Here is a 22,291-nt window from a genome sequence, read left to right on the forward strand (position 1 = left end):
GAGACGGACATGGACTACATCGACAAGCTGCGGATCTTCCGGTCGGTGGTGGAGCTGCGCAGCTTCACGCGCGCAGCCGACATGCTCGGCCTCGCCCGGCCCGTCGTGTCGCGCGCGGTCGCGGATCTCGAAGCGCGCTTCGGCAGCCGGCTGCTGCACCGGACCACGCGCCAGGTGTCGCTGACCGAAACCGCCGAGCGCATCTACGAGCGCTGCGCGGCCGTGCTGGACGAGCTCGACTCGCTCGAAGCGGAAGCGCAGGCGCCGACACGCGAGCCCGAAGGCCTGTTGCGGCTCGTCGCGCACACGACGGCCGCGCTGAACCGGCTGGTGCCGCTGATCGCCGGCTTCAAGGCCGCGCACCCGAAGGTGCGCCTCGACGTGACGCTGACCGAGCGCCCGGTCGATCTCGTCGGCGAAGGCTACGACATCGGCATCGTCGTGCCGTACATGCTGACGAGCGAATCGACCGTCGTGCGGCTGATCGAGCGCATTCCGGTCGTGATCGTCGCGACGCCCGCGTATCTGCAAGCGCATGCGCGCCCCGAGACACCGGCCGACCTGGCCGATCACCCGTTCGTGCCGATCTCGCCTTCGCTGCGCCGCCCCGCCCTGTCGTTCCGCATCGACGGCGACCTGCTGACCGTGCCGTTCCGCTTCGACATCTCGTCGAACAGCCCCGTCTTCAACCGCGAAATGGTGATGCACGACTTCGGCATCGGCGTCGTCCCGAAAACGCTCGTCCAGGCCGAACTCGCGTCGGGCGCGCTCGTGCAGCTGCTGCCCGACGCCGACCTCGTCGACGCATCCGTCGAGATCAAGCTCGCGTACGCGAACCGCGCGCTGCTGCCCGCGAAGGTCAAGGCGTTCATCGACTACACGGCCGCCTACTGCGACCGCGAAGGCTGGATCGTTCCCGCCGCGGCCTGACCGGGCGCACGAACGCGCCTCGTTGCAGCCGATTGGTACAGCCACGACACCAATCTGATCCCGCCCCGCCCATCGCTTCACGCGATCCCGCGCCCTAACATGTGCACATGCACAAGACCACGCTCACCGACGACGATTGCTTTGCGGTCCGGCAAGCCGCCCGGCGAATCTCGCAGTTCTACGAGCGCTATCTGTCGCGCGCGGGCGTCACGCCATCGCAATACAGCATTCTCGCGCTGCTGCGCGACCAGCCCGGCCTGACGATGGCGACCTTGTCGAGCATGCTGGTGATCGAACGCACTGCGCTGCTGCGCGCGCTCAAGCCGCTCGTCGGCGCGGCGCTGGTGGCGGGCCGGATCGAGCCGCCGTGCCGCGGCCAGACGTTCGCGCTCACCGCGCACGGCGAAACCAAGGTCGCCGATGCGCACGTGCACTGGCTCGCCGCGCAGGAAGCATTCGAGCGGTGTTTCGGGTCGGCGCAGGCGGCCCGCCTCAGAGACGAATTGTTCCGGATCACGCACAACCTGCCGGAACGCTGATTGACGACTTCCCCGACGGACGGCACGCCGTCTTTCGTTTTGATACGTGCATATACATAGGTGAATCGATGGAAACGACCCAAGCCGCTGCCGCGTCACGCGAAGCAGCCACAACCGACCAACCCGCGAAGCAACAGCGCCGCGTGCCGTGGATGCGCATCGCGGTGGGTGCCGTCGTCGTCGTCGTGGCCGCCGCCGCGCTCGACTGGCTGTTCGTGCTGCGCTTCCAGGAAAGCACCGACGATGCCTATGTCGGCGGCGACGTGACGGTGCTCGCACCGAAGGTCAACGGCTTCGTCGACAAGATCCTCGTGACCGACAACCAGCGCGTGAAGGCCGGCGACGTGCTCGTGCAGCTCGATGCGCGCGACTACGACGCGAAGCTCGCGCAGGCCAGCGCCGAAGTCGACAGCGCGCGCTCCGCCGTGACCGAACTCGAGGCGAAGCAGCAACTGCAATATGCGGTGATCGGACAGCACGCAGCGGACAAGAACGCTTCGTCGGCCGAGCTGACGCGCGCCGCATCGGATCGTGTGCGCTATCGCGAGCTCGTGAAATCCGACGCGGTGTCGAACCAGATCGTCGAACGCGCGGACGCCGATTACTCGAAGGCCGGCGCAGCCGTCGAACGCAGCGACGCCGCGCTGCTCGCGTCGAAGCGGCAGCTCGACGTGCTCGGCGCGCAGCTCGCCGACGCGCGGGCGCGCGTGAACACCGCGCTCGCCGCACAGCGCGTCGCCGCGCTCAACGTCGAATACACGACGATCCGCTCGCCGGTCGACGGTTACGTCGGCAATCGCACGGGCCGCGTCGGGATGCTCGCGAACGTCGGCGTGCCGCTGCTGACGATCGTGCCGGCTTCCGGACTGTGGATCGACGCGAACTTCAAGGAAGACCAGCTGCGCAAGATGCACGCGGGCGATCGCGTCGACGTGTCGCTCGATGCGTCGAGCACGCGCCTGCACGGCCGCGTCGACAGCCTCGCGCCCGCGACCGGCGCGACCTTCAGCGTGCTGCCGCCCGAGAACGCGACCGGCAACTTCACGAAGATCGTCCAGCGCGTGCCCGTGCGCGTGCATCTCGATCCGCAGCCGGGCCTCGAGCACGTGCTGCGCCCCGGCCTGTCCGCGGTCGTGACCGTGCATACCAGCCGCGCGAGCTGAACGGGAGACGACGATGACCACCGCGTTTTCCGGCGACCCGGCGTCGCAACCGACGAAGCAGCGCGTCTTCGCCTTCGCGCTGATGTGCGTCGGCTTCTTCATGGCGACGCTCGACATCCAGATCGTCGCGTCGTCGCTGCGCGACATCGGCGGCGGCCTGTCCGCCAGCCAGGACGAATTGTCGTGGGTGCAGACGGCCTACCTGATCGCCGAGATCATCGTGATCCCGATGTCGGGCTGGCTGTCGAAGGTGATGTCGACGCGCTGGCTGTTCGTCGCGTCGGCCGTCGGCTTCACGATCACGAGCATGCTGTGCGGGCTCGCGTGGGACATCAACTCGATGATCCTGTTTCGCGGGCTGCAGGGCGCGCTCGGCGCCGCGATGATCCCGACCGTGTTCACCACCGCATTCGTGCTGTTCCCGGGCAGGCAGCGGCTGATCGCGTCGACGACCATCGGCGCGCTCGCGTCGCTCGCCCCGGCGATCGGCCCCGTGATCGGCGGCTGGATCACCGATCAATGGTCGTGGCACTGGCTGTTCTATCTGAACCTCGTACCGGGCATCGCGGTGGCCGCACTCGTGCCGCGCTACGTGCATATCGACGAACCCGATCTCAGCCTCATCAAGCGCGGCGACTACCTCGGCATCGTTCTGATGTCGGGTTTCCTCGGCTGCCTCGAATACGTGCTGGAGGAAGGCCCCCGCAAGAACTGGTTCGGCGACGATGCGATCGTGATCTGCGCGTGGATCTCCGGCATCTGCGGCTTCCTGTTCCTCGTGCACGCGCTGACCGCCAAAGATCCGATCGTCGACCTGCGCGCGCTCGCCGTGCGCAACTTCGGGATCGGCAGCCTGCTGTCGTTCGTGACCGGCATCGGGATCTTCGTGACCGTGTTCCTGACGCCGCTGTTTCTCGCGCAGGTGCGCGCGTTCAGCTCGCTGCAGATCGGCATCGCGCTGCTGTCGGTCGGTGCGTTCCAGTTGATCGCGCTCTGCGCGTATGCGTTCGCCGCGCGCTTCTTCAGCCTGCGTGCGTTGCTCGTGTTCGGGTTGATCTGTTTCGGACTCGGCTGCTACCTGTACACGCCGATCACGCACGACTGGGGCTGGCGCGAGTTGCTGCTGCCGCAGGCGCTGCGCGGCATCGGCCAGCAGTTCAGCGTGCCGCCGATCGTGACGATGGCGCTCGGCTCGCTGCCGCAGTCGCGGCTGAAATCGGCGAGCGGCCTGTTCAACCTGATGCGCAATCTCGGCGGCGCGATCGGCATCGCGGTGAGCGCGACGATGCTCAACGACCGGCTGAATTTTCACTACCTGCGGCTGAACGAGCACGTGAGCGCCGGCGAACCGCAGATCGCGTCGCTGCTCGATCGACAAACCGCGTACTGGGGCTCCGTCGCAGGCAATACGCTGAATACCGCTCAGGCCGGGCTCGCGAACCTGCATCGGCTGATCTATCGAGAGGCGCTGACGCTCACTTATGCGGATGCGTATTACGTGCTGTCGCTGTGTTTCGTCGTCGCGCTGTTTGCCGTCGTGTTTTCCAAACCCATTACGTTGAACGCGCCGCCGCCGGACGCGCACTGAGGCCAGGGTCATCATCATGAAAAAGCTACTCGTCGCGCTGGCTGTCAGCGCATTCGCCGCCGGGTGCGCGGTGCAGCCCGCGCAGCATCCGGCGCTGTCCGAATCCGTCCAGACGCTCGCCCCCGCCGCATGGGATACCGACGTGCCGCGCGCGGACATCGACGCCGCCGCCTGGTGGGCGCAATTCCACGACCCCGTGCTCGACCGGCTGATCGCGGCCGTGCTCGACGGCAACCTCGATCTGCAGGCCGCCGCCGAACGCGTGAAGCAGGCACAGGCGCTGACCGTGCAGAAGCGCGCGGTGCTGCTGCCCGAACTCGACGCGACCGCGCACGCGGCCGACGCACGCCAGAACACGCCACCGCCGCTCGGCTACGTGCGGCAGGCCGGCGCGGGGCTCGCGCTGAGCTGGTCGCCCGACGTATTCGGCGGCGAACGGCTCGACCTGCTCGCCGCGCAGGCGGAACTCGTCGGCCAGAAGCATGCGGAAGATGCGATGCGGCTCGCGCTCGCAGCGGATGCGGCGTCCGCGTATGTCGATCTGCGCTGGGCACAGCAGGAACTGAAGATCCTTCAGGACAACGCGAAGATCCGGCAGCATGCGCTCGAACTCACGCGCAAGCGACAGGCGTTCGGGCTGTCGACGGAACTCGACGTCACGCGTGCGCAGAACCAGCTCGACGCGCTCGAAGCGCGGATTCCGCCGACGCAGGCGCAGATCTCGCATCAGCTCAATCTCATTGCCGTGTATTCGGGGCGCACGCCGGAATCGGTCGATCGGCTCGTGCTCGCGCAGGCCGGCGACATTCCCGCGCCGCCGGCTGGCGCGCCCGGTACGTTGCCTTCGCAGGCGTTGCTGCGGCGGCCCGATGTGCTGACTGCGTATGCGCAGGTCGAGCGGCGGGCGGCGCAAGTCGGCGTGGCGAAGGCCGAGCGGTATCCGAAGTTTTCGTTGAACCTGACGGACGGGATTCTCGCGGCTTCCTATCTCGGGTTGCCGACGTTGACCGACAACCTGTTCAGCGCGGCGTTGAGTGCGACGAGCCCGATCTTCAATGCGGGGCGGATTACGGCCGATATCTCGCGGAGCGAAAGCCGGATGCGCGAGTCGGAACTCGGGTTACGGCAGACGATGCTGCAGGCGTTGCGGGAAGTCGAGGATGCACGCGCGAATCTCGTCAGCGCCGATGAGGCGACGCGGCGGCTCGATAGTGCGCTCGCTGCGTCGGACAAGGCGCTCGGGCTGGCGAATCAGCTTTACAAGGGTGGCGCGACGGATTTTCTGGATGTGCTGTCGGCGCAGGAGGTGTATCTGCGCGATTCGGATTCGCTCAACCAGGTCAGGCGCGAGCATGCGCTGGCGGCGGTCGCGCTTTATCGGTCGCTTGGGGGCGGGTGGAGCAGGAACGACGCGACGGGTGGGCCGACGGTGGAGGCGGTGGCGAAGAACTGAACGCGATCACGATACGACGCCGGCCTCGACACTTGCCGGCGTCCCGCTCGTCAACCGCACGACCCCAGACATCTGACCGACGACAACGCGATCAGGTAAACCGCCAGCCACGCAATGCCCAGCCCCGCGATGACGGTGACGATACGCGTGATGCGCTTGTGCCAGAACCGGATCGCGGCGAACACGCCGGCAGCCAGCAGGAGCCCGATGAGGATCGGGCCGAGCACGTTCATCGCAGCGTTACCGATCCAGCGCCAGCTTCGCGCCGAGCCCCAACAGGATCGTCCCCATCACCGCATCGATCGGCTTGCGCAGTTTCGCGTAACCCGTCTGCACGCGGTTCGTCGAGAACAGCACGGCCACCGTGCAGAACCAGGTCAGCGATACGGCGACGACCACGGCCAGCGTCGCGCCATGCACCCATGCCGGCGCATGCGCGGGCAGCAGCGTGACGAACAGGCTGCCGAAGAACGCGGCGGCTTTCGGTTTGGTCAGGCCGACCAGCAGCCCTTTCCGGTATGCGTGCACGCCGCCGCGAACGATCGGCTGGCTTGCCGCTTCAGCCTGGCGTGCCGACTGGCGCAGGCCCGACAGCGTCCTGATGCCCAGGTAAATCAGGTAAGCCGCACCGGCGATGCGGATCGCCTCGTACAGCCACGCGAGCTTCGCGACGATCAGCCCGAGCCCGAAAATCGCCATCGCCGCCCACACGGCATGCGACGACGCAATGCCCAACGCGGCCAGCAAACCCGCACGGCGATTGCCGAGCGCATGGGACGAAACAGCGATCAGGTCGGGGCCGGGGCTGACGCACGCCAGCAACATCACGCCGCCGACTGCGGCGAGTTGGGGAAGATAGCTCATGGCGGTTCGGGAGGATTCAGGTGAGGAGGAATGCCGGCTAACTCTAGCACGCCGATTTTGGTTGCATGCGGGACGATCTGAAACGCGGCGCGCCGGCAGCCGGCACACGTTTTCTCATGCCGCCGCCGCACGTCTTGCACCCGCGTATTACAGCGGCGGCCGCGTCGGCGGGCTCCGCGTGGATCGATGCGGCCTGTGCGACAGATCAGCCGCCGCTGGAAAGATGATGTTCGAAGTTTTGTATGCGCCGCAGCGGTTGGTCAGACGGCGTGGGGCCAGCGGTAGCCGATCACTTCGTTCAACGGGTACGCGAGTTCGCGCACCTCTTCCAGTTGATTGCCGCCGAACAGATGTACGTGCTCGTCGTCGTGACGCAGGTAGAAACCGACATGCCCTTTCCAGCTCGCGGGATCGTCGCGCGTCAGGATCGCGATGCAGCCGTACAAAGGGCGCTCCAGCGGCCGGCCCCATTCGAGCCACGAACGCGCGAGCGCGGAGCCCGTGCCGCGAATACCGGCGTGCGTCATGCACCAGTTGACGAACGACGAGCACCAGGAAATCTTGTCATCGTAGCCAACCAGGTTCGTCTGGTTGTTGTATTCGACGATGCGCGGATTGACGCTGCCGGGCGGATGGCGGCGGATGCCGAGTTCCGCCATCGCGACGGGCATCCAGGGCGGGGGGGCGGTGTCCGGTTTGCGCTCGGGGTTGAATGAGGTCACGTCGTTCTCGGGCAGGCGAGTGTGATGTGCGGTCAATCTTCGCACGAATGATGCGCGGCGACGAACACCTGTACGCGTGGCCTCGCGTTGAACGAGCGCGTTCAAGTGTTCACCGACCATGCTCGGCGACTGGCCAGCTTCGGAACCGGGAGAGCGTGGCGCGCCGATCGAATCGAAGCGTAACGAATCGATCGCGCGCAAGGGTTGGACGCGCGTTGTCGTGCGCGCCCGGGTGACTCGTCTGCGCGGGGTGTCGGGTACCGCGGCGTTACCGTTAACCGCGTGTGTCGATCCAGCGCCGTGCCCAGCGGGCCGAGTGCCGCAGTGCCTGCGCTTCGCTCGCGAAGTAATCGAGCGAATAGAACTGGTAGCGGCCTTCCGCGGGTGTGCTGTCGGTACGTTCGAGCACCAGGTTGGATGAAAAACTACCGTCGGGCAAACGATGCGCCGAGGGTTGGACGGCATAGCCGTTGTATTGTTGAATTCGTTTGTTTTGCATTTTTAATTTTAATCATGTTCGAGTGCGCGCATGCCGTGCGCAATATGCACGGACGCGCCGATTCAAAGCCATTGCAAGCTGAATCTGAAGCTTTCGGAAAGCGAAAGTGCGGCGTTGCTGCCGGAGGGGGGAATGAAGTGCAACGAGGCGTGTGGCGCTTGGCGAGCTGCTGAATGAACAGATGCAGCTAAGAGCAATCGCGCCAACTTCAGGAGACGAAGCTCCGTGGGGGTGTCGCTGCGACCCGGCGTCCGTCGTGGGAGGCCGGGCCCTTCAAACTTTACAGCGGCTTGATGTTGGCCGCTTGCAGACCCTTCGGGCCCTGCTTCGTTTCGAAGCTCACTTTCTGGTTTTCAGCCAGCGTCTTGAAGCCGTCGGCACGAATTTCGGAGAAGTGGGCGAACAGGTCGTCGCCGCCGTTATCCGGCGTGATGAAGCCAAAACCCTTGCTGTCGTTGAACCACTTGACGATACCGGTATCCATGAAGATTCCTTGAGAAAAAAATAGAGAGATGTGCGCTGTTGAAGAGCGCGTGAAGCGTCAAGGAGGGAGAGGACAACGAATACCGCTGTGGAGAGCGAGCAATTGATGAACAGCAATCGGACTTCTTGGACTTCGATGCGTACACTAACCGCCGGGCTGGCGCGCGTCAACTGCTAACTTGTAACTGTTTCTGCTGGCGACCCGTTTTTCGGACAAAGCGATGCGACCCTACAGGTCGCCATGACCTGACCGTGCGAACCGAACGCTCAAGCCGCGATGGGTTTTTGCATGAACACGCTCAACGGGTCGTTCGTGTAACCGCCGAACGGCCCGCGGCGCTGATACCCCGCGGATGCATATAAAGCCAGCGCCTCGTGTTGACAGGGTCCGGTTTCGAGCGTGAGCAACGTGCAACCGAGATCGATCGCACGTGACTCGAGCAGCGCCATGAGTTTTCTCGCGACACCCTGCCCGCGACCTTGCGGGCTGACGTACATCCGCTTCAGTTCGCCGAATTCGGGGTTGAGGACAACCGCGCCGCAACCGATCGCCTTGCCGTCGCTATCCCGCGCGACGGCAAACAGCACGTTGGTTCGATTCAGCGATGCGATATCCAGAGCGTGCCGGCTCTCGGGCGGGTACAGGGTGTCCTGGTACGCATCGAGATCGGCGATGAGGGCGATCACGTCGGGTTGATCGGGGGACTCGATAGCGATGGTCATGGCTGACGAAGCTGGGCACTGAAAAGGGAAATTGAATTACCCGGCGACGAAGCGGTATTCGACATCGATGGCTGCCGGATCTTCAGTCGCCGATTGTCGGCGATGCTTCCGGTGCTGTCGAACGTGTCAAAAAGCGGGCGAATCCGCTCGCCTCGCGATTCCGAGGCAATCGCATTCCGCCCTATTGAACGACCGCATCGACCATCGCCTGCGCTTCGGAAAGAAACCGCGAATAGCGCCGCTGTTTGGGCAATTGCTGCGCGAAGCAGGCTGGCCGCTGTTCCTCTGGCACGTGCTCCGCACTGCAGGCGACGATCTTCGGCAATGTGGCGTCCCGCCACAGGATATAAATCCGCGCGCCCTGCCTGATCGACACGGCCAGCGTATTCGGCCCGTCCGGCATCCCGTCCTGGCTTTCCCCGAGCAACAACGCCTTCACCACCGCATCGGCCGGCTTCCGCTTCACCGGCAATTCGGCGAACCGGAATGCCGCGGCGTCGTGGCCGAACACGTCGGTGTAAAACGTCGCGTTATCGAAAATCGACGCGACATCATCCGTCGACCTGATCCCCGCATCCGCCGTCCTGGCCCAGGCCGTCAAAAGCGGAACCGTCGTCACGATGAGGTTCACCTTGCCGTCACCCGACTTCAGGAACAGTCCATCCGGCCCGGGCGTCATCCCGTCGTCGATGGAGAGACCGTCGACGGTGCTCCCCGCCGTCGCGGAAAAGCCTCTCGCCCTGACCTTCCCGACAAGGCTGGCCAGCCGCGCATTCACCTCCAACGTGTACTTCCTGTCCAGTTCCGCCTTGTCGTCCGGTTTGGCCGCCTCGATCGCGTCGACAGCGTGCTTCCGATACGCCAGGTAGGAATCGGTCGGCGACGCAATCACCTTCGCCCCCACACCGGCGATCACCGCAACGAGCACCACTGCCCCCACCCCGATCTTCCACCTGGAAAAACGCTTCATTTTTATGGACGTCACCGAATCCCGCACCGACATGCATAACGGCTGCCGTGAACCCACGGCAGCCGTCCCTCAGAAACGCTCCATTCTAAAACGCGAATCAGCCTTTATTCATCCACCTTGAAAGCCGACACGAGCCGCGTCAGTTCCGCCGCCTGCTGTTTCAAGCTCGCCGCCGCCGCTGCGCTTTCCTCGACCAAAGCCGCATTCTGCTGCGTCATCTGATCCAAAGACTGCACCGCATCGCCGATCTGATCGATCCCGGCGCTCTGCTCCAGGCTGGCTTCGGCGATCTCGCTCATCATCGCGCTCACGCCCTGCACCTGCGACACGACATCGCTCATCACCTTCCCCGCCTCGCTGACCAGCCGCGATCCGGTATTCACCGTGCCCGCGCTGTGCTCGATCAGCGCCTTGATCTCCTTGGCCGCCTGCGCGCTGCGCTGCGCCAGATTCCGCACTTCCGACGCCACCACCGCAAACCCGCGCCCCTGCTCCCCGGCCCGCGCCGCCTCGACGGCCGCATTCAACGCGAGAATGTTCGTCTGGAACGAGATGCTGTCGATCATCACGATGATCTCGGAGATCCGCTGCGACGCGTTGCTGATCTGCTCCATCGTCGTCACGACCTCACCCACCACCTGCCCGCCGCGCGCCGCCGTATCCGACGCGCCGTTGATCATCTTCGCGGCCGTCGTGGCCGTCTCGGTGTTGTTGCGCACCACGGCCGTGATCTCTTCCATCGACGAAGCCGTCCGCTCCAGGTTGCTCGACTGCCCTTCGGTACGTTCGCTCAGATCGGCATTCCCCGACGCAATCTGCGCCGAACCCGTGGCAATCGATGCGGACGCCGCGCGAATGCTGTGCACCAGCGTCGACAGCGACGACACGAACCGGTTGAACGCATCCGACAACTGCCCGATTTCGTCCTGGCTCTCGACCGTCATCCGGCGCGTGAGGTCGCCCTGGCCGCTGGCGATCTCCGACAGCAGCGTCGCCGCGCGGCGGATCGGCGCGGCAATCGCGCGGCCCACCAGCCAGATCACGAGCAGCGCGACCGCGAGGCCCACCACCGCCGCGACCAGCGCCGCGCTGCGGATCGCGCGCGTCACCGGCCCGAGCAGTTCGGCCTGCGGCACCTCGACGACGACATACGCGTTCAGCTCCGGAATGAACGACGTCGCGATGAAACGCGCGCCGCCGTCGCCGTCGTAGCTCAGGTACGCATACGGCTTGCCGGCCAGCAGCGTCGACGACGCATCGCCGGGCAACCCCTGCTGGTCCTTCATGAAATGCTTGCCGTCGATCAGCGACGAATCGCGATGCATCATGATCGCGCCGTCGGGACGCACGAGATACGCGAACCCGGTCTCGCCGATCCGGTAGGCGGCGATCCCCTTCGCGAGCGCATCGACGGACAGGCTCATGCTGGCCGCGCCGATCGGCACGCCGTCGAGCTCGACGCGGCTGTTGATGAACATCATGTAGCCGCCGACCGTCACCTCGCGATCCATGTTCACGTCGAACGCCTTGCCGGACGACAGGAAGCCGGTCAGCCACTGATCCTTGTCGGTCACCTTCCGCTGCAGGCCGGATTCGTTGTAGTAGTTGCCGCTCTTCACGGACACCCACTGCACCGACGCGGCCTTCTGCTCGTCCTTCACGTTCTTCGCGAGCTGGATCCAGTTGCGCGTGCCGGCGTCGGGTTCGCCGTCGGCTTCCCATTGCAGCAGGAACGCGTCGCGCGCGAGAATCCGCGACGCGGCGATCGGCCCGGCCATCTGCCGCTGCACGTCGGCGCGGATGCCGTTCACGGCCGTCGGCAATTCCTCGCGGACGACACGGTCGCGCACCGCGTTGCCGATCAGACGGATGCTGAGTCCGCTCGAGATCGCGACGAACACGAGCAGGCAACTCGTCATGCTGAGAATCAGCTTGTTCTGAATGGAAAGCTTGCGCCAGAAATGCATGGGGAACCCTCGATAACCGCTCGGTCTGAGCCAGCTTGGGTTATCGGCATGCACGCGCGGAACCGCATCGCGGATTTCAGATGTTCATCATGCGAGATTCGTTATGTCGTTGTCAGGCGGGCATAACCGGCCGCCTGTCGACTCGCGATCAGCGCAGATCAGTATGCAACGAAGATCGTGACACGCCGGTTTCGCGCCCGCGAAGCCGCATCGTCGCCCGCGACGAGCGGCTGCGTATCGGCCCGCCCGATCGCTGCCAGGCGATGCGGCGCCACGCCGCGCTCGGTCAGGTAGCGCACGACGCTCCCCGCACGCGCCGACGACAGCTCCCAGTTCGATTCGTATTTCGCGTTCGCGATCGGCACGCTGTCGGTATGCCCTTCGACGAGGATGTCCCCGGTCGCGTGCTCGCTCAGCGCCTGCGCAATCTGGTTCAGCACCGGCGACGAATCAGGCAGCAAGCGCGCATCGCCGACGTTGAACAGGATCTTCGCGTCGATGCCGATCTCGACACCATGCGGCGCCTTCACGAGCGAAATCCGGCCGTTCGACTTCAACGAATCGAGCAACGCGAGCCACGGCGGCGCAGGGTCGGGCGTAGCCGCATCGGCAGCGCTCGCGGCACCACCCGCCTGCCGCGCAAGCGTCTGGTACCGCGCGTCGAGCGCGTTGTATTTCGCGAGCTGGAGCACGTACAACGCGAGGAACAGCACCATCAGCGTCGTGATGAGATCCGCGTACGAAATCAGCCAGCGGCCGGACTGCGCGCCTTCGAGCTCGTCGTCGCGATCGGCGGCGGAGGCACCGTCAGTTCGAGCAGTCATGTTGTTGGGAATCCGGGTTGATCGTCCGACACACGCGCGTCACGCAAGCGATTCCACCGCGCGCCCGCGCACGTCGCCGGTCAGGCGCGTTTCGATCGTATGCGGCGACTCCTTGCGCGATATCGCCAGGAAACCGTCGAGATACAGCTTGCGAAACCGCAGCTCGCTGTCGATCTGCGCACGCAGCTTGCCGTAAAGCGGCAGGAACACGAGGTTCGCGAACGCCAGCCCGTACAGCGTCGCGATGAACGCGACCGCGATGCCCGGCCCGAGCTGCGCCGGTTCGAGGATGTGGCTCGTCACCTGCACGAGCCCGAGCACCGACCCGAGAATGCCGAACGTCGGCGCATATCCGCCCGCCTGCTGCCACACGCGCGCGGCCGCCAGGCGGCTGCGTTCGTACGCATCGAGTTCGCGCTGCAACGCGTCCTCGAGCACGGCGGTCGACACGCCGTTCGCCAGCAGTTCGAGCCCGCGGCGCGCGAACGGATGGATGCCGCTCACGTCCATCGATTCGAACGCGAGCAGCCCGTCGAGCTTTGCGCGGTCGCCCCATTCGAGCAGGTCGGACAGGTTCTTGCGATCGACCTCGCGCGCCCGCACGAACGCGAGCCGCAACTGTTTCACCGCGTCGAAGAAGCGTGCCCAGGTGTTCTGGATCATCACTGCGCCGAGCGTGCCGCCGAGCACGATGACGAGCGCCTCGAACTGGAACAGCATCGGGAAATGCCCGCCTTCGAGCGCGAAGCCGAACACGATCGCCGCGCCGCCAAGCACCACACCGGCCAGGGTCAACAGATCCATGCGCGCCCCCTTGGTCATGCATCCGATGCCGATGCGACGGGCGCGGTGCCCGCCGCCGGCGCCTTCGCCGCGCGAACGGCATCCAGCACGCGCCGCTCGATGTCCTCGATCTCGACCGGATCGAGCTTGAGCTCGCGACGCATCACCCACGACACCTCGTTGCGCCGCGCCTCGGTCATCACGGAGAACAGCTTGTCGGCCACCGCGCGATCGTCGAGATTCGCGATCAGCTTCGCGAGATCGTAGGTGTCGAACGCGCTGATGACGTCGAACAGCGTGCGCGGGTCGATCCACACGAGATCCTCCAGCGCGCGCACGTCGCCGCCGCGGCGCGCATTGCGCCGCGAGAAATACGCGACGCCCTTCTGCTCGACGTAACTGAGCACCTTCGATTTGCGGAACGCGAACACTTCGTCGGCAATCTCGCCGTTCGACAGCTTGTTGAGCAGCATCGTCTTCTCGACGCCGATCAGCGATTCGAGATCGGCGAGCTCGATGAGCTCGAGTTCGCTGTTGATCGACAGGTCGAGATCGTGATCGGCCACCTGCTGCGCGCGATCGATCACGCGCGCGGCGTCGAACGTGACGACCTGGCGCGCATCCGACGACGCCGCATAATCGGCCGCCCCGCCGGCGTGGTCCGCCTGCGCCGCTTCGATCGTGACGAGATTGAGCTTCTCCATGCGTCGCAGCATCGCGAGCACGTGCGGCCGCGAGTGGCCGGCGATCGCGCGGCATTTGCGGATCACTTCGGCAAGCGGCACCGACGTTTCGGCCGCATGCGCCTGCATCGGCCGGCGCGTCCATGAGTCGCCGGCTTCGCGCGCGTCGGCGCCCGCCATCAGCGCCAGCACATGCGCATACGACAGCACGCCCGGCATGAAGTCGGCATGCGTATAGGTCGCGAGCTGGTCGTCCTTGCGCTTCACGCGGCGGATCATCGTGCGCACGATATGACGCAGCAGCGCCGACACACGCTCGATTTCCTCGTCGAGCATGCCGGCCGGCACGACCGTCAGCTGGCAGAATGAAAGCGCCTTCGCGGTATGGGCACGCGGCTCGGCCGCGAGCAACGCCGATTCACCGAAGAACTCGCCCCGACCGAGCGTCGCGACGACGACGCGCTTGTCGTCGCATCGCGTGGACAGTTCGACCTTGCCGTCGGTGATCAGAAAGATGACGGGCTCGCCCGCAAAACCCTCGGAATAAATGATTTCCCCGGGCGCCGCCGTACGCGTCCACGATTGCTGACGATTCAAGTCGATTCCCCTGCTGCGCTGATTGTTGCGGACTGCGCGTCGCACGTCGGAAGCATGCGATCGCGAGTCGTCCCCGTGACTCGTTTACGTCATCGCGCTCAACATCCTTTAGGGCATTCGTCCTCGCGTCGAACCGAAATCAAGGTAAAACGTTTGCGCGTAACGCGGCCAGATCGAAACGTCCGTTTCGATGCCGATGCGTGTAGTGCAATTGAAAGCGACGGGCGATCCCGCGCGTCAGAACTCCATGTCGAGTTCGTCGATGTCTTCGTGCTCCGCCTTCGCCGCATCGATCCACTCCGCCACGAACGGATGCGCGAGCACCTGCATGCAGTACTCGGCGATATCGGGCTCCAGCTTCACGTCGTAGGTCAGGAAGCGCGTGACGACGGGCGCATACATCGCGTCGGCAATCCCGATCTCCGCGCCGAACAACCAGGGGCCGCCGTACGCGGCCAGGCACTCGCGCCAGATCGTCACGATCCGCTCGATGTCGTGCTGCGCGCGCGACCAGATCCGGAAGCCGGGGAAATGCGCGCGCAGGTTCATCGGCAGCGCGGATCGCAACGCGCTGAAACCGGAATGCATCTCGCCGCAGATCGACCGGCAGTGTGCGCGCGCGCGCCGGTTCTCGGGCAGCAGCCGCGCCTGCGGCCGGATCTCGTTCAGGTATTCGGCGATCGCGAGCGTGTCCCACACCGTGTTGCCGTCGTGCGTCAGGCACGGCACGAGAATCGACGGCGACAGCAGCAGCAGCTCCGCGCGCGACGCGGCATCGATCGGCACACTGACCGTCTCGAACACGAGCCCGCTCAGCTTCGCGAGCAGCCAGCCGCGCATCGACCACGACGAGTAATTGCGGCTGCTGATGGTCAGCGTCGTCTGTCCGGTGGATTCCATGTCGCTCCCCTGCTGGTTGCCGTTCGTGCCCCTGCACCGAAACGGACGCGTCACGCCGTTACCCGCACCATGCCTGTGCGGCCCATTCGCCGAACTGGCGCAGTGCCGCACGGTGGCGCGCCATGAGTCATGCGCGGAACCGGTTCGGCAGCACGTCTCCTGCACCCATCCGTCGTCACGTGCCGCCTGCGCCGCCGCGTTCCCGAACTGCGTGCAACGCGCGTGCCAGCCGCACGCTGGCACACGGCTTGCCTCGTTCCCTGCATCGCGGCGCAACGAGCGACGGTCATGAACCTGCTTGCCTATCCGTTTTATCAATGGTCTGCGGAATGCCTGCGCCCGGCGCGAGCATGGGCGGCCACCACGCGCGCGACGATGTCGCTGTGGCCGCCCGCGACGTCGACGCCGACCGGCCGCATGCTCGACGCGCTGTGCGAACTGCTCGAGTGCTGCGCGTTCTCGCACCGGCGCCCGCCGTTCGGGATCGAATCGATCGTCGTCGACGGCGACACGGTGCCGATCGTCGAGGAAGCGGCAGCCGTCACGCCGTTCGCGACGCTGCTGCATTTCCGCAAGGCGCGGCCGGTCGCGCGCCAGCCGCGCGTGCTGATCGTCGCGCCGATGTCCGGGCATTTCGCGACGCTGCTGCGCGGCACGGTGCGCACGATGCTGGCCGATCACGACGTGTACATCACCGACTGGCACAACCCGCGCGACATTCCGTTGACGGCCGGGCGCTTCGGCTTCGACGAATACGTCGCGCACGTGATCGACTTCATCCGCCAGATCGGCCCGGACGCGCACGTGCTCGCGATCTGCCAGCCGACCGTCGCCGCACTCGCGGCGGTCGCGCTGATGGCGGCCGGCAGCGATCCGGCGCAGCCCGCGAGCCTGACGCTGATGGCCGGCCCGATCGACTGCCGCGTGAATCCGACCAAGGTCAATGCGCTCGCGACGAGCCAGCCGATCGAATGGTTCGCGCGCAACCTGATCAGCGTCGTGCCGCCCGGCTTCGTCGGCGCGCAGCGGTGCGTGTATCCGGGCTTCGTGCAGGTCGGCGCGTTCATGTCGATGAACCCGGACCGGCACGCGGCGTCGTTCGCCGATCTGTATTACGAGCGCGCGAAAGGCGATCCCGCGAAAGCGGACACGCTGCGGCACTTCTACGACGAATATTTCGCGACGGCCGACCTCACCGCGGAGTTCTACCTGGAAACGGTCGAGAAGGTGTTCCAGCAATACGCGCTCGCGCGCGGCGAGCTGACGGTCGGCGACCGGCTCGTCGAACCGGCGGCAATTCATCGCACCGCGCTGTTGACGATCGAAGGCGAGAAGGACGATATCTGCGCGGTGGGCCAGACGGTGGCCGCGCAGGAGCTGTGTTCGGGGTTGCCGCCGTATCTGAAGACGCACCACGTCCAGACGGGTGTGGGGCACTACGGCGTATTCAACGGCAGCCGGTGGGAAACGCAGATCTATCCGATCGTGCGGGCGACGATCCATGACAACGAGCCGTACGATCGCACCGCGGGCGCGGAAGGCGATACGAACGGCACTCACTACGTCACACTGCGTGCACTGCTCGATGCGCGTGCCACCGGGAGCGACGCGGCGGCGGAAACACGCTCGCATCACGCGCACTGAGCGCGGTTGGCGGCACAAATGCATCGCCCCGCCGCAGAGGCGGGGCGACGTTGGCGGCTGCGTCCGGCCGACGCGCGCGTTACGAGCAGGCCTTGCCGTGCGACGCGTGGTAGCCCTTCGCCTTCGCGTCGGCTTCCGACATGTAGCTGCCGTGCTTCGTCTTGCCGTAGTACTTGTCGGTCGAGCAGTGGTAGACCTTCGTGCTGTCGTTCGCCCACACCTTGCCCGCGCCGCCGCCCGGCGCTGCGGCCGCGGTCGCCGCGGCGGCGCTCTTCGCGGGAGCGGTGCCCGATGCCGGCGTAGCGGAAGCCGCCATGGCCGGCGCCGCGGCCGGTGCGCTCGCCGCCGCGGCGGCCGATGCGCCGTACCAGGTCTTCACGCCCTTGTGGCCCGCGCATGCGCCCTTCTTCGACGCGCCCGAGTAGAACGAGCCGTCCTTGCACAGACCGGTCGTGCCGGCCGGCGCGCTGGCCGGAACCTGCGCGAACGCACCGATCGACACACCCATGCCGGCGACCAGCGCGGCGATCAACATCGTTTTTTTCATGGTCCTCTCCTGATTTGCCTGACTGAAGAATGCATTCCGGGTCGCCCCGGAAAATTCGCGCTTACCGCACCCAGCGGCACACGCGATGGTGGTGATGATCGACGTGGCACACACGATGCGAATGCGCTTCGGCAAGCGCCGGAACAAGAACCGCACATGCCACTGCGGTAGCCGTCAGGATCTTCGCGATGCGCTTCATGAAACTCTCCCGGGTAAGGTCAACCGGCGATCCGGCTGGTACCTCCTTAACGCCGGCCGTCGGCAAGCCGTGCACCGCCACCCCGCGCAATTGACGATCTTTGACATCGCGGCACGGCCAGCGCCTCGAAACTGACGAATGTCTTTCTTTTCTTTCCGGATCTTCAGCTTCCCAACCGTTCGGAATTCGAAAGAATGTTTCCGGGAAAGGGAAAACATGCAGCAGGCGTGATCGGTACGCACGGAAGCTTCCGGGGAGCGCGCAACAAAAAAACCGCCCGAAGGCGGTCCGATGCAGGCGTGCGCGTGACGCGCGCCCAGGGCAACCGGGCAGCTACGCGCCCGCTTCCCCCCACGGCGTCGGCGGCGGCACGGCGCACGGCCCGTCGACGTCGATCGACTTGAAATCGGCGGGCCCGACGATCTCCAGGTATTCCATGTCAGGCGAGTAGTCGAACAGGTAGTGGACGATGCCCGGCGCCTGATGCACGCAGTCGCCGGCCGCCACCAGCGTCTCCTGTTCGCCGTACATGAAGCGCGCCCAGCCCTTCAGCATGATCACGATATGGAACTCGGCCTCGTGACGGTGCCAGCCGGTGCCCGCCTCCGGTGCATGATTCGCCCTGACAAGCTGCGCGACGACCTTGCCGTTCGTCGCAGCCGCGATGCCGAGATCGCGATACAGGAAGAAGTCGCGCAGGCCTTCGCCGCGATACGCGGTGTCCTGCGGCTTCACATGGGAAAAAGCGGTGGTGGTCTGCTCGCTCATCGCGGTGCTCCTTCATCGAAAGGATTCCGCGTGACAAGCATTTAGCGTTCCACCCTGCACCACCGCCCGCCTGCTTACTTCAACCGCCCCGACAGGAACTGCCCGAGCCGTTCGCTCTTCGGATTCACGAGAATCTCCTGCGGATTCCCTTCCTCCTCGATCTTTCCCTGATGCAGGAAGATCACGTGATTCGACACGTTGCGCGCGAAGCCCATCTCGTGCGTGACGACGACCATCGTGCGGCCTTCCTCGGCGAGCTTCTGCATCACCTTCAGCACTTCGCCCACCAGCTCCGGATCGAGCGCCGACGTCGGCTCGTCGAACAGCATCACCTCCGGCTCCATCGCAAGCGCGCGCGCGATCGCGACGCGCTGCTGCTGGCCGCCCGACAGGTGAGACGGATACATGCCCTCGACGCGCGGCGCGAGCCCGACCTTCTCCAGGTACTTGCGTGCGCGGGCGATCGCTTCGTCCTTGCCGATCCCGAGCACGGCCATTGGCGCTTCGATCACGTTCTCGAGCACCGTCATGTGCGCCCACAGGTTGAAGTGCTGGAACACCATCGACAGCTTGGTGCGCATCCGCTGCAGCTGCTTCTGGTCGGCCACGCGCAGCGAGCCGTTGCGGTCGCGCGTGGTCTGGATCGGCTCGCTGCCGATCGTGATCTGCCCCGAGCACGGCTGCTCGAGGAAGTTGATGCAGCGCAGGAACGTGCTCTTGCCGGAGCCGCTCGAGCCGATGATGCTGATCACGTCGCCGGCCTTCGCCTTCATCGACACGCCCTTCAACACCTCGTTGTCGCCGAACTTCTTGTGCAGGTTGTCAACGGTAAGCTTGTACATGCTGGGTCCTTCCTTGCGAATCTTGCGAATGCGTTAATGGCCGTTAATGGCCGCGCGGCGAGAGGTACGCGAGCCAGCGCGTCTCGAGCTTGCGGAACGCCCAGATGAGCGTGAACACGACGACGGCGTACAGCACGGCCGCGATGCCGTAGGCCTGGAACGACATGTACGTCGCCGAATTGACGTCGCGCGTGACCTTCAGGATGTCGGGCACGGTCGCGGTGAACGCGAGCGTCGTCGCGTGCAGCATCAGGATCACTTCGTTGCTGTAGCTCGGCAGCGAACGGCGCAGCGCGGACGGCAGGATGATGCGCGTATAGAGCTTGAAGCGCGACATCCCGTAGGCCATGCCGGCCTCGATCTCGCCGGCCGACGTCGCCTTGATCGCGCCCGCGAAGATCTCCGTCGCATACGCGCATTCGTTCAGCACGAACGCGAGCAGCGTGCAGTTCATCGCGTTGCGGAAGAACGTGTCGAGCAGCACGTGGTTGTGCACGACCTGCAGGCTGTAGATGCCCGTGTAGCACATCAGCAGCTGCACGTAGAGCGGCGTGCCGCGGAACACGTACGTATAGAGCCACACCGGGCCCGAGATCCAGCGGTTCGACGACGCACGCGCGATCGCGAGCGGCACGGCGAGCGCGAAGCCCAGCGCGATCGACACGACCAGCAGCCACAGCGTGATCGCGAGGCCGCTGAAGCGGTAGCCGTCGGTGTAGAGATAGCTTTGCCAGTACTGGCTGACGAGTTCGATCACAGTGCGAGCCTCCGGACGCCGACGGAATAACGCTTCTCGAGGTGATGCAGCACGACGTTCGACACCGTCGTGATCGCGAGGTAGATCGCGCCTGCCGCCAGCGTGAAGAAGAAGAAATCGAGCGTGCTCTTGCCCGCGTCCTGCGACGCCTTGACGACGTCGGCGAGGCCGATGATCGACACGAGCGCGGTGGCCTTCACGAGCACCTGCCAGTTGTTGCCGATGCCGGGCAGCGCGAAGCGCATCATCTGCGGGAACAGGATGCGGCGGAACACGCGCCAGCCGCTCATCCCGTATGCGAAGCCCGCTTCGAGCTGGCCGCGCGGCACCGACAGGAACGCACCGCGGAACGTCTCGGTGAAGTACGCGCCGTAGATGAAGCCGAGCGTGATGACGCCCGCCACGAACGGGTCGATGTCGATCTGGTCCCAGCCGAGCGCGTCGGTGAAGTTGTTCAGCAGGATCTGGATCCCGTAGAACAGCAGCAGCATCAGCACGAGATCCGGCACCGCGCGGATCAGCGTCGTGTAGAAGGTGCCGATCGACTTGAGCACGCGGTTCGTCGACAGCTTCGCGCTCGCACCGATGAGGCCCAGAACGAGCGACGCGGCCAGCGACAGCACCGCGAGCTTCACGGTCTCGACCGTGCCGGCCCACAGAAGCGGGCCAAATCCTTGGAAGATCATAGAAGGGATCCAGAACGAAGTGGCTGGATTGTCAATAGCCATAAACCGCGCATCAAACGATATCTGCGCACTACCTGATGCGACTTGCTCATCAAGCCGGGGGCATCCCGCGAAGCGGATTGCACCCGGCAACGGATGCGGCGCACGCCGCAGGCGATGCGCGCCGCACGGACGGTCAGCCGCCGTAGACGTCGAATGCGAAGTACTTCTTCTCGAGTTTCTTGTACGTGCCGTCCTTGATGATGTCGGCGATCGCGTGGTCGATCTTTGCCTTCAGGTCGGCGTCGTCCTTGCGCAGCCCGATGCCGGCGCCGTTGCCGAGCGTCTTCGGATCGTCGATGTCCTTGCCGGCGAAATCGAAGCTCGCGCCGCGCGGCGTCTTCAGGAAGCCGATGTCGGCCTGCACCGCGTCCTGCAGTGCCGCGTCGAGGCGGCCCGACATCAGGTCCTGGTACACACCGTCCTGGTTCTGGTAAGGCACGACCTGCACGCCCTTCGGCGCCCAGTACGTCTTCGCGTAGGTTTCCTGGATCGTGCCCTGCTCGACGCCGACCGACTTGCCCTTCAGCGATTCGGCCGTCGGCTGCAGGTTCGCGCCCTTCTTCGCGACGAGGCGCGTCGGCGTGTTGAACAGCTTGTCGGAGAACGCGATCTGCTCGGCACGCGCCGGCGTCATCGACATCGACGACAGCACGCCGTCGAACTTCTTCGCCTTCAGCGCCGGGATCATCCCGTCGAAGTCGTTCTCGATCCACACGCACTTCGCCTTCAGGCGGGCGCAGATCTCGTTGCCGAGATCGACGTCGAAGCCGACGACCTTGCCGCTTGCGTCCTTCGATTCGAACGGCGGATAGCTGGCGTCGACGCCGAACCGGATCGTCGACCAATCCTTGGCGTGGGCACCGACCGCGATGCAGGCAAGGGCAATACTGAGCGCGAGTTTCTTCATGGCGTTCCTGTCGTAGGCGAACTGGGCAAGGGTCCCGTCGGACGGACCGCACCGGCGCGGCCGGCACGGCGCCCCGCCGTGAACCCTTCCAACCCGGGCATCGCCTCGTCCGGCGACCGCCCAAGTTGTACATACAACTTTGCCCGCGCAGGTGCACCACCAGCAATCCGTGTTTATCTCTAATTGTCGGCGGATTATGGCCGTGGGTCGC

At 65.4% G+C, this 22,291-nt stretch carries 25 protein-coding genes; 6 read left to right on the plus strand and 19 right to left on the minus strand.

Going from position 1 to position 22,291, the window contains the following annotated elements; translation table 11 throughout:
- Nucleotides 1-9 precede the first annotated feature (9 nt).
- From L810_RS05155 to L810_RS05175, 5 genes are all read left to right on the plus strand, one after another.
- On the plus strand, nt 10-930 hold the full coding sequence (locus L810_RS05155) for a LysR family transcriptional regulator (RefSeq protein ID WP_021157308.1): 921 nt from the start codon (nt 10-12) through the stop codon (nt 928-930).
- A gap of 107 nt (nt 931-1,037) precedes the next feature.
- Nucleotides 1,038-1,469, plus strand: coding sequence for a MarR family winged helix-turn-helix transcriptional regulator (locus L810_RS05160; protein ID WP_042973299.1), 432 nt, complete (start codon nt 1,038-1,040; stop codon nt 1,467-1,469).
- Nucleotides 1,470-1,537: 68 nt separating this feature from the next.
- Nucleotides 1,538-2,632, plus strand: a complete 1,095-nt coding sequence (locus L810_RS05165) for an HlyD family secretion protein (RefSeq protein ID WP_021157310.1) — start codon at nt 1,538-1,540, stop codon at nt 2,630-2,632.
- A 13-nt stretch (nt 2,633-2,645) separates the two neighbouring features.
- Nucleotides 2,646-4,220: a DHA2 family efflux MFS transporter permease subunit gene (locus L810_RS05170; protein WP_021157311.1), complete on the plus strand. Its 1,575-nt coding sequence runs from the start codon at nt 2,646-2,648 to the stop codon at nt 4,218-4,220.
- A 16-nt stretch (nt 4,221-4,236) separates the two neighbouring features.
- Nucleotides 4,237-5,673, plus strand: a complete 1,437-nt coding sequence (locus L810_RS05175; protein WP_021157312.1) for an efflux transporter outer membrane subunit — start codon at nt 4,237-4,239, stop codon at nt 5,671-5,673.
- A gap of 50 nt (nt 5,674-5,723) precedes the next feature.
- Here the strand turns inward: L810_RS05175 and L810_RS05180 are convergent, their stop codons facing one another.
- The 12 genes from L810_RS05180 to L810_RS05235 form a co-directional block, all read right to left on the minus strand.
- The gene (locus tag L810_RS05180) at nt 5,724-5,906 is read right to left on the minus strand and encodes a hypothetical protein (RefSeq protein ID WP_021157313.1); all 183 of its coding nucleotides are present in this window, start codon (nt 5,904-5,906) and stop codon (nt 5,724-5,726) included.
- A 7-nt stretch (nt 5,907-5,913) separates the two neighbouring features.
- Nucleotides 5,914-6,537: a LysE family transporter gene (locus L810_RS05185; protein ID WP_021157314.1), complete on the minus strand. Its 624-nt coding sequence runs from the start codon at nt 6,535-6,537 to the stop codon at nt 5,914-5,916.
- Between the two features lie 260 nt (nt 6,538-6,797).
- Nucleotides 6,798-7,208, minus strand: a complete 411-nt coding sequence (locus L810_RS05190; RefSeq protein WP_042973302.1) for a TIGR02594 family protein — start codon at nt 7,206-7,208, stop codon at nt 6,798-6,800.
- A 325-nt stretch (nt 7,209-7,533) separates the two neighbouring features.
- Nucleotides 7,534-7,758 (minus strand): hypothetical protein, encoded by a 225-nt coding sequence (locus L810_RS05195; RefSeq protein ID WP_021157316.1) that lies wholly within the window; start codon nt 7,756-7,758, stop codon nt 7,534-7,536.
- A 280-nt stretch (nt 7,759-8,038) separates the two neighbouring features.
- Nucleotides 8,039-8,242 (minus strand): cold-shock protein, encoded by a 204-nt coding sequence (locus L810_RS05200; RefSeq protein ID WP_006485974.1) that lies wholly within the window; start codon nt 8,240-8,242, stop codon nt 8,039-8,041.
- Nucleotides 8,243-8,508: 266 nt separating this feature from the next.
- Nucleotides 8,509-8,964, minus strand: a complete 456-nt coding sequence (locus tag L810_RS05205) for a GNAT family N-acetyltransferase (RefSeq protein ID WP_042973304.1) — start codon at nt 8,962-8,964, stop codon at nt 8,509-8,511.
- A gap of 181 nt (nt 8,965-9,145) precedes the next feature.
- Nucleotides 9,146-9,934 carry a hypothetical protein gene (locus L810_RS05210; RefSeq protein ID WP_042973347.1) on the minus strand — a complete coding sequence of 263 codons (789 nt, stop codon included), beginning with the start codon at nt 9,932-9,934 and terminating at the stop codon, nt 9,146-9,148.
- Nucleotides 9,935-10,038: 104 nt separating this feature from the next.
- Nucleotides 10,039-11,901 carry a methyl-accepting chemotaxis protein gene (locus L810_RS05215; RefSeq protein ID WP_021157319.1) on the minus strand — a complete coding sequence of 621 codons (1,863 nt, stop codon included), beginning with the start codon at nt 11,899-11,901 and terminating at the stop codon, nt 10,039-10,041.
- Between the two features lie 158 nt (nt 11,902-12,059).
- Entirely contained in the window at nt 12,060-12,725 is a 666-nt protein-coding gene (locus L810_RS05220) for an OmpA/MotB family protein (RefSeq protein WP_021157321.1), read from the minus strand.
- Between the two features lie 39 nt (nt 12,726-12,764).
- Entirely contained in the window at nt 12,765-13,529 is a 765-nt protein-coding gene (locus L810_RS05225; protein WP_021157322.1) for a flagellar motor protein, read from the minus strand.
- A gap of 14 nt (nt 13,530-13,543) precedes the next feature.
- Nucleotides 13,544-14,788 (minus strand): Crp/Fnr family transcriptional regulator, encoded by a 1,245-nt coding sequence (locus L810_RS05230; protein WP_021157323.1) that lies wholly within the window; start codon nt 14,786-14,788, stop codon nt 13,544-13,546.
- Nucleotides 14,789-15,025: 237 nt separating this feature from the next.
- Nucleotides 15,026-15,688 carry a glutathione S-transferase family protein gene (locus tag L810_RS05235; protein ID WP_021157324.1) on the minus strand — a complete coding sequence of 221 codons (663 nt, stop codon included), beginning with the start codon at nt 15,686-15,688 and terminating at the stop codon, nt 15,026-15,028.
- A gap of 288 nt (nt 15,689-15,976) precedes the next feature.
- On the opposite strand from L810_RS05235, the gene L810_RS05240 reads away from it, so the two are divergent.
- On the plus strand, nt 15,977-17,332 hold the full coding sequence (locus L810_RS05240; RefSeq protein ID WP_021157325.1) for a polyhydroxyalkanoate depolymerase: 1,356 nt from the start codon (nt 15,977-15,979) through the stop codon (nt 17,330-17,332).
- 79 nt (nt 17,333-17,411) lie between these two features.
- On the opposite strand, the gene L810_RS05245 is transcribed toward L810_RS05240, so the two are convergent.
- The 7 genes from L810_RS05245 to L810_RS05270 all read right to left on the minus strand — a co-directional run bounded on the left by L810_RS05245 (nt 17,412) and on the right by L810_RS05270 (nt 22,080).
- Nucleotides 17,412-17,879, minus strand: a complete 468-nt coding sequence (locus tag L810_RS05245; RefSeq protein ID WP_021157326.1) for a DUF3761 domain-containing protein — start codon at nt 17,877-17,879, stop codon at nt 17,412-17,414.
- 61 nt (nt 17,880-17,940) lie between these two features.
- A complete protein-coding gene (locus tag L810_RS48345) occupies nt 17,941-18,078 on the minus strand; it encodes an HHHH-motif protein (protein WP_021157327.1) in 138 nt (45 codons plus the stop codon).
- Between the two features lie 333 nt (nt 18,079-18,411).
- The gene (locus tag L810_RS05250) at nt 18,412-18,846 is read right to left on the minus strand and encodes a cupin domain-containing protein (RefSeq protein ID WP_021157328.1); all 435 of its coding nucleotides are present in this window, start codon (nt 18,844-18,846) and stop codon (nt 18,412-18,414) included.
- A 74-nt stretch (nt 18,847-18,920) separates the two neighbouring features.
- Nucleotides 18,921-19,688 carry an ABC transporter ATP-binding protein gene (locus tag L810_RS05255; RefSeq protein ID WP_042973307.1) on the minus strand — a complete coding sequence of 256 codons (768 nt, stop codon included), beginning with the start codon at nt 19,686-19,688 and terminating at the stop codon, nt 18,921-18,923.
- Nucleotides 19,689-19,731: 43 nt separating this feature from the next.
- Complete coding sequence (locus L810_RS05260; protein ID WP_011355969.1) at nt 19,732-20,445, minus strand: ABC transporter permease; 714 nt, start codon at nt 20,443-20,445, stop codon at nt 19,732-19,734.
- A complete protein-coding gene (locus L810_RS05265) occupies nt 20,442-21,131 on the minus strand; it encodes an ABC transporter permease (RefSeq protein ID WP_021157329.1) in 690 nt (229 codons plus the stop codon). The genes L810_RS05260 and L810_RS05265 overlap by 4 nt, the downstream gene beginning before the upstream one ends.
- Nucleotides 21,132-21,306: 175 nt before the next feature.
- On the minus strand, nt 21,307-22,080 hold the full coding sequence (locus L810_RS05270; RefSeq protein WP_021157330.1) for an ABC transporter substrate-binding protein: 774 nt from the start codon (nt 22,078-22,080) through the stop codon (nt 21,307-21,309).
- Nucleotides 22,081-22,291: the final 211 nt, after the last annotated feature.

The organism is Burkholderia sp. AU4i, assembly GCF_000466765.1.
In the GTDB taxonomy this organism is placed as follows: Bacteria; Pseudomonadota; Gammaproteobacteria; order Burkholderiales; family Burkholderiaceae; genus Burkholderia; species Burkholderia cepacia.

Excerpts from the sequence above, each read along its gene's own strand:
- L810_RS05155 (WP_021157308.1), top strand. The coding sequence starts at position 10 with ATGGACTACATCGACAAGCTGCGGATCTTCCGGTCGGTGGTGGAGCTG.
- L810_RS05160 (WP_042973299.1), top strand. The coding sequence starts at position 1,038 with ATGCACAAGACCACGCTCACCGACGACGATTGCTTTGCGGTCCGGCAA.
- L810_RS05165 (WP_021157310.1), top strand. The coding sequence starts at position 1,538 with ATGGAAACGACCCAAGCCGCTGCCGCGTCACGCGAAGCAGCCACAACC.
- L810_RS05170 (WP_021157311.1), top strand. The coding sequence starts at position 2,646 with ATGACCACCGCGTTTTCCGGCGACCCGGCGTCGCAACCGACGAAGCAG.
- L810_RS05175 (WP_021157312.1), top strand. The coding sequence starts at position 4,237 with ATGAAAAAGCTACTCGTCGCGCTGGCTGTCAGCGCATTCGCCGCCGGG.
- L810_RS05180 (WP_021157313.1), bottom strand. The coding sequence starts at position 5,906 with ATGAACGTGCTCGGCCCGATCCTCATCGGGCTCCTGCTGGCTGCCGGC.
- L810_RS05185 (WP_021157314.1), bottom strand. The coding sequence starts at position 6,537 with ATGAGCTATCTTCCCCAACTCGCCGCAGTCGGCGGCGTGATGTTGCTG.
- L810_RS05190 (WP_042973302.1), bottom strand. The coding sequence starts at position 7,208 with ATGCCCGTCGCGATGGCGGAACTCGGCATCCGCCGCCATCCGCCCGGC.
- L810_RS05195 (WP_021157316.1), bottom strand. The coding sequence starts at position 7,758 with ATGCAAAACAAACGAATTCAACAATACAACGGCTATGCCGTCCAACCC.
- L810_RS05200 (WP_006485974.1), bottom strand. The coding sequence starts at position 8,242 with ATGGATACCGGTATCGTCAAGTGGTTCAACGACAGCAAGGGTTTTGGC.
- L810_RS05205 (WP_042973304.1), bottom strand. The coding sequence starts at position 8,964 with ATGACCATCGCTATCGAGTCCCCCGATCAACCCGACGTGATCGCCCTC.
- L810_RS05210 (WP_042973347.1), bottom strand. The coding sequence starts at position 9,934 with ATGAAGCGTTTTTCCAGGTGGAAGATCGGGGTGGGGGCAGTGGTGCTC.
- L810_RS05215 (WP_021157319.1), bottom strand. The coding sequence starts at position 11,901 with ATGCATTTCTGGCGCAAGCTTTCCATTCAGAACAAGCTGATTCTCAGC.
- L810_RS05220 (WP_021157321.1), bottom strand. The coding sequence starts at position 12,725 with ATGACTGCTCGAACTGACGGTGCCTCCGCCGCCGATCGCGACGACGAG.
- L810_RS05225 (WP_021157322.1), bottom strand. The coding sequence starts at position 13,529 with ATGGATCTGTTGACCCTGGCCGGTGTGGTGCTTGGCGGCGCGGCGATC.
- L810_RS05235 (WP_021157324.1), bottom strand. The coding sequence starts at position 15,688 with ATGGAATCCACCGGACAGACGACGCTGACCATCAGCAGCCGCAATTAC.
- L810_RS05240 (WP_021157325.1), top strand. The coding sequence starts at position 15,977 with ATGAACCTGCTTGCCTATCCGTTTTATCAATGGTCTGCGGAATGCCTG.
- L810_RS05245 (WP_021157326.1), bottom strand. The coding sequence starts at position 17,879 with ATGAAAAAAACGATGTTGATCGCCGCGCTGGTCGCCGGCATGGGTGTG.
- L810_RS48345 (WP_021157327.1), bottom strand. The coding sequence starts at position 18,078 with ATGAAGCGCATCGCGAAGATCCTGACGGCTACCGCAGTGGCATGTGCG.
- L810_RS05250 (WP_021157328.1), bottom strand. The coding sequence starts at position 18,846 with ATGAGCGAGCAGACCACCACCGCTTTTTCCCATGTGAAGCCGCAGGAC.
- L810_RS05255 (WP_042973307.1), bottom strand. The coding sequence starts at position 19,688 with ATGTACAAGCTTACCGTTGACAACCTGCACAAGAAGTTCGGCGACAAC.
- L810_RS05265 (WP_021157329.1), bottom strand. The coding sequence starts at position 21,131 with ATGATCTTCCAAGGATTTGGCCCGCTTCTGTGGGCCGGCACGGTCGAG.
- L810_RS05270 (WP_021157330.1), bottom strand. The coding sequence starts at position 22,080 with ATGAAGAAACTCGCGCTCAGTATTGCCCTTGCCTGCATCGCGGTCGGT.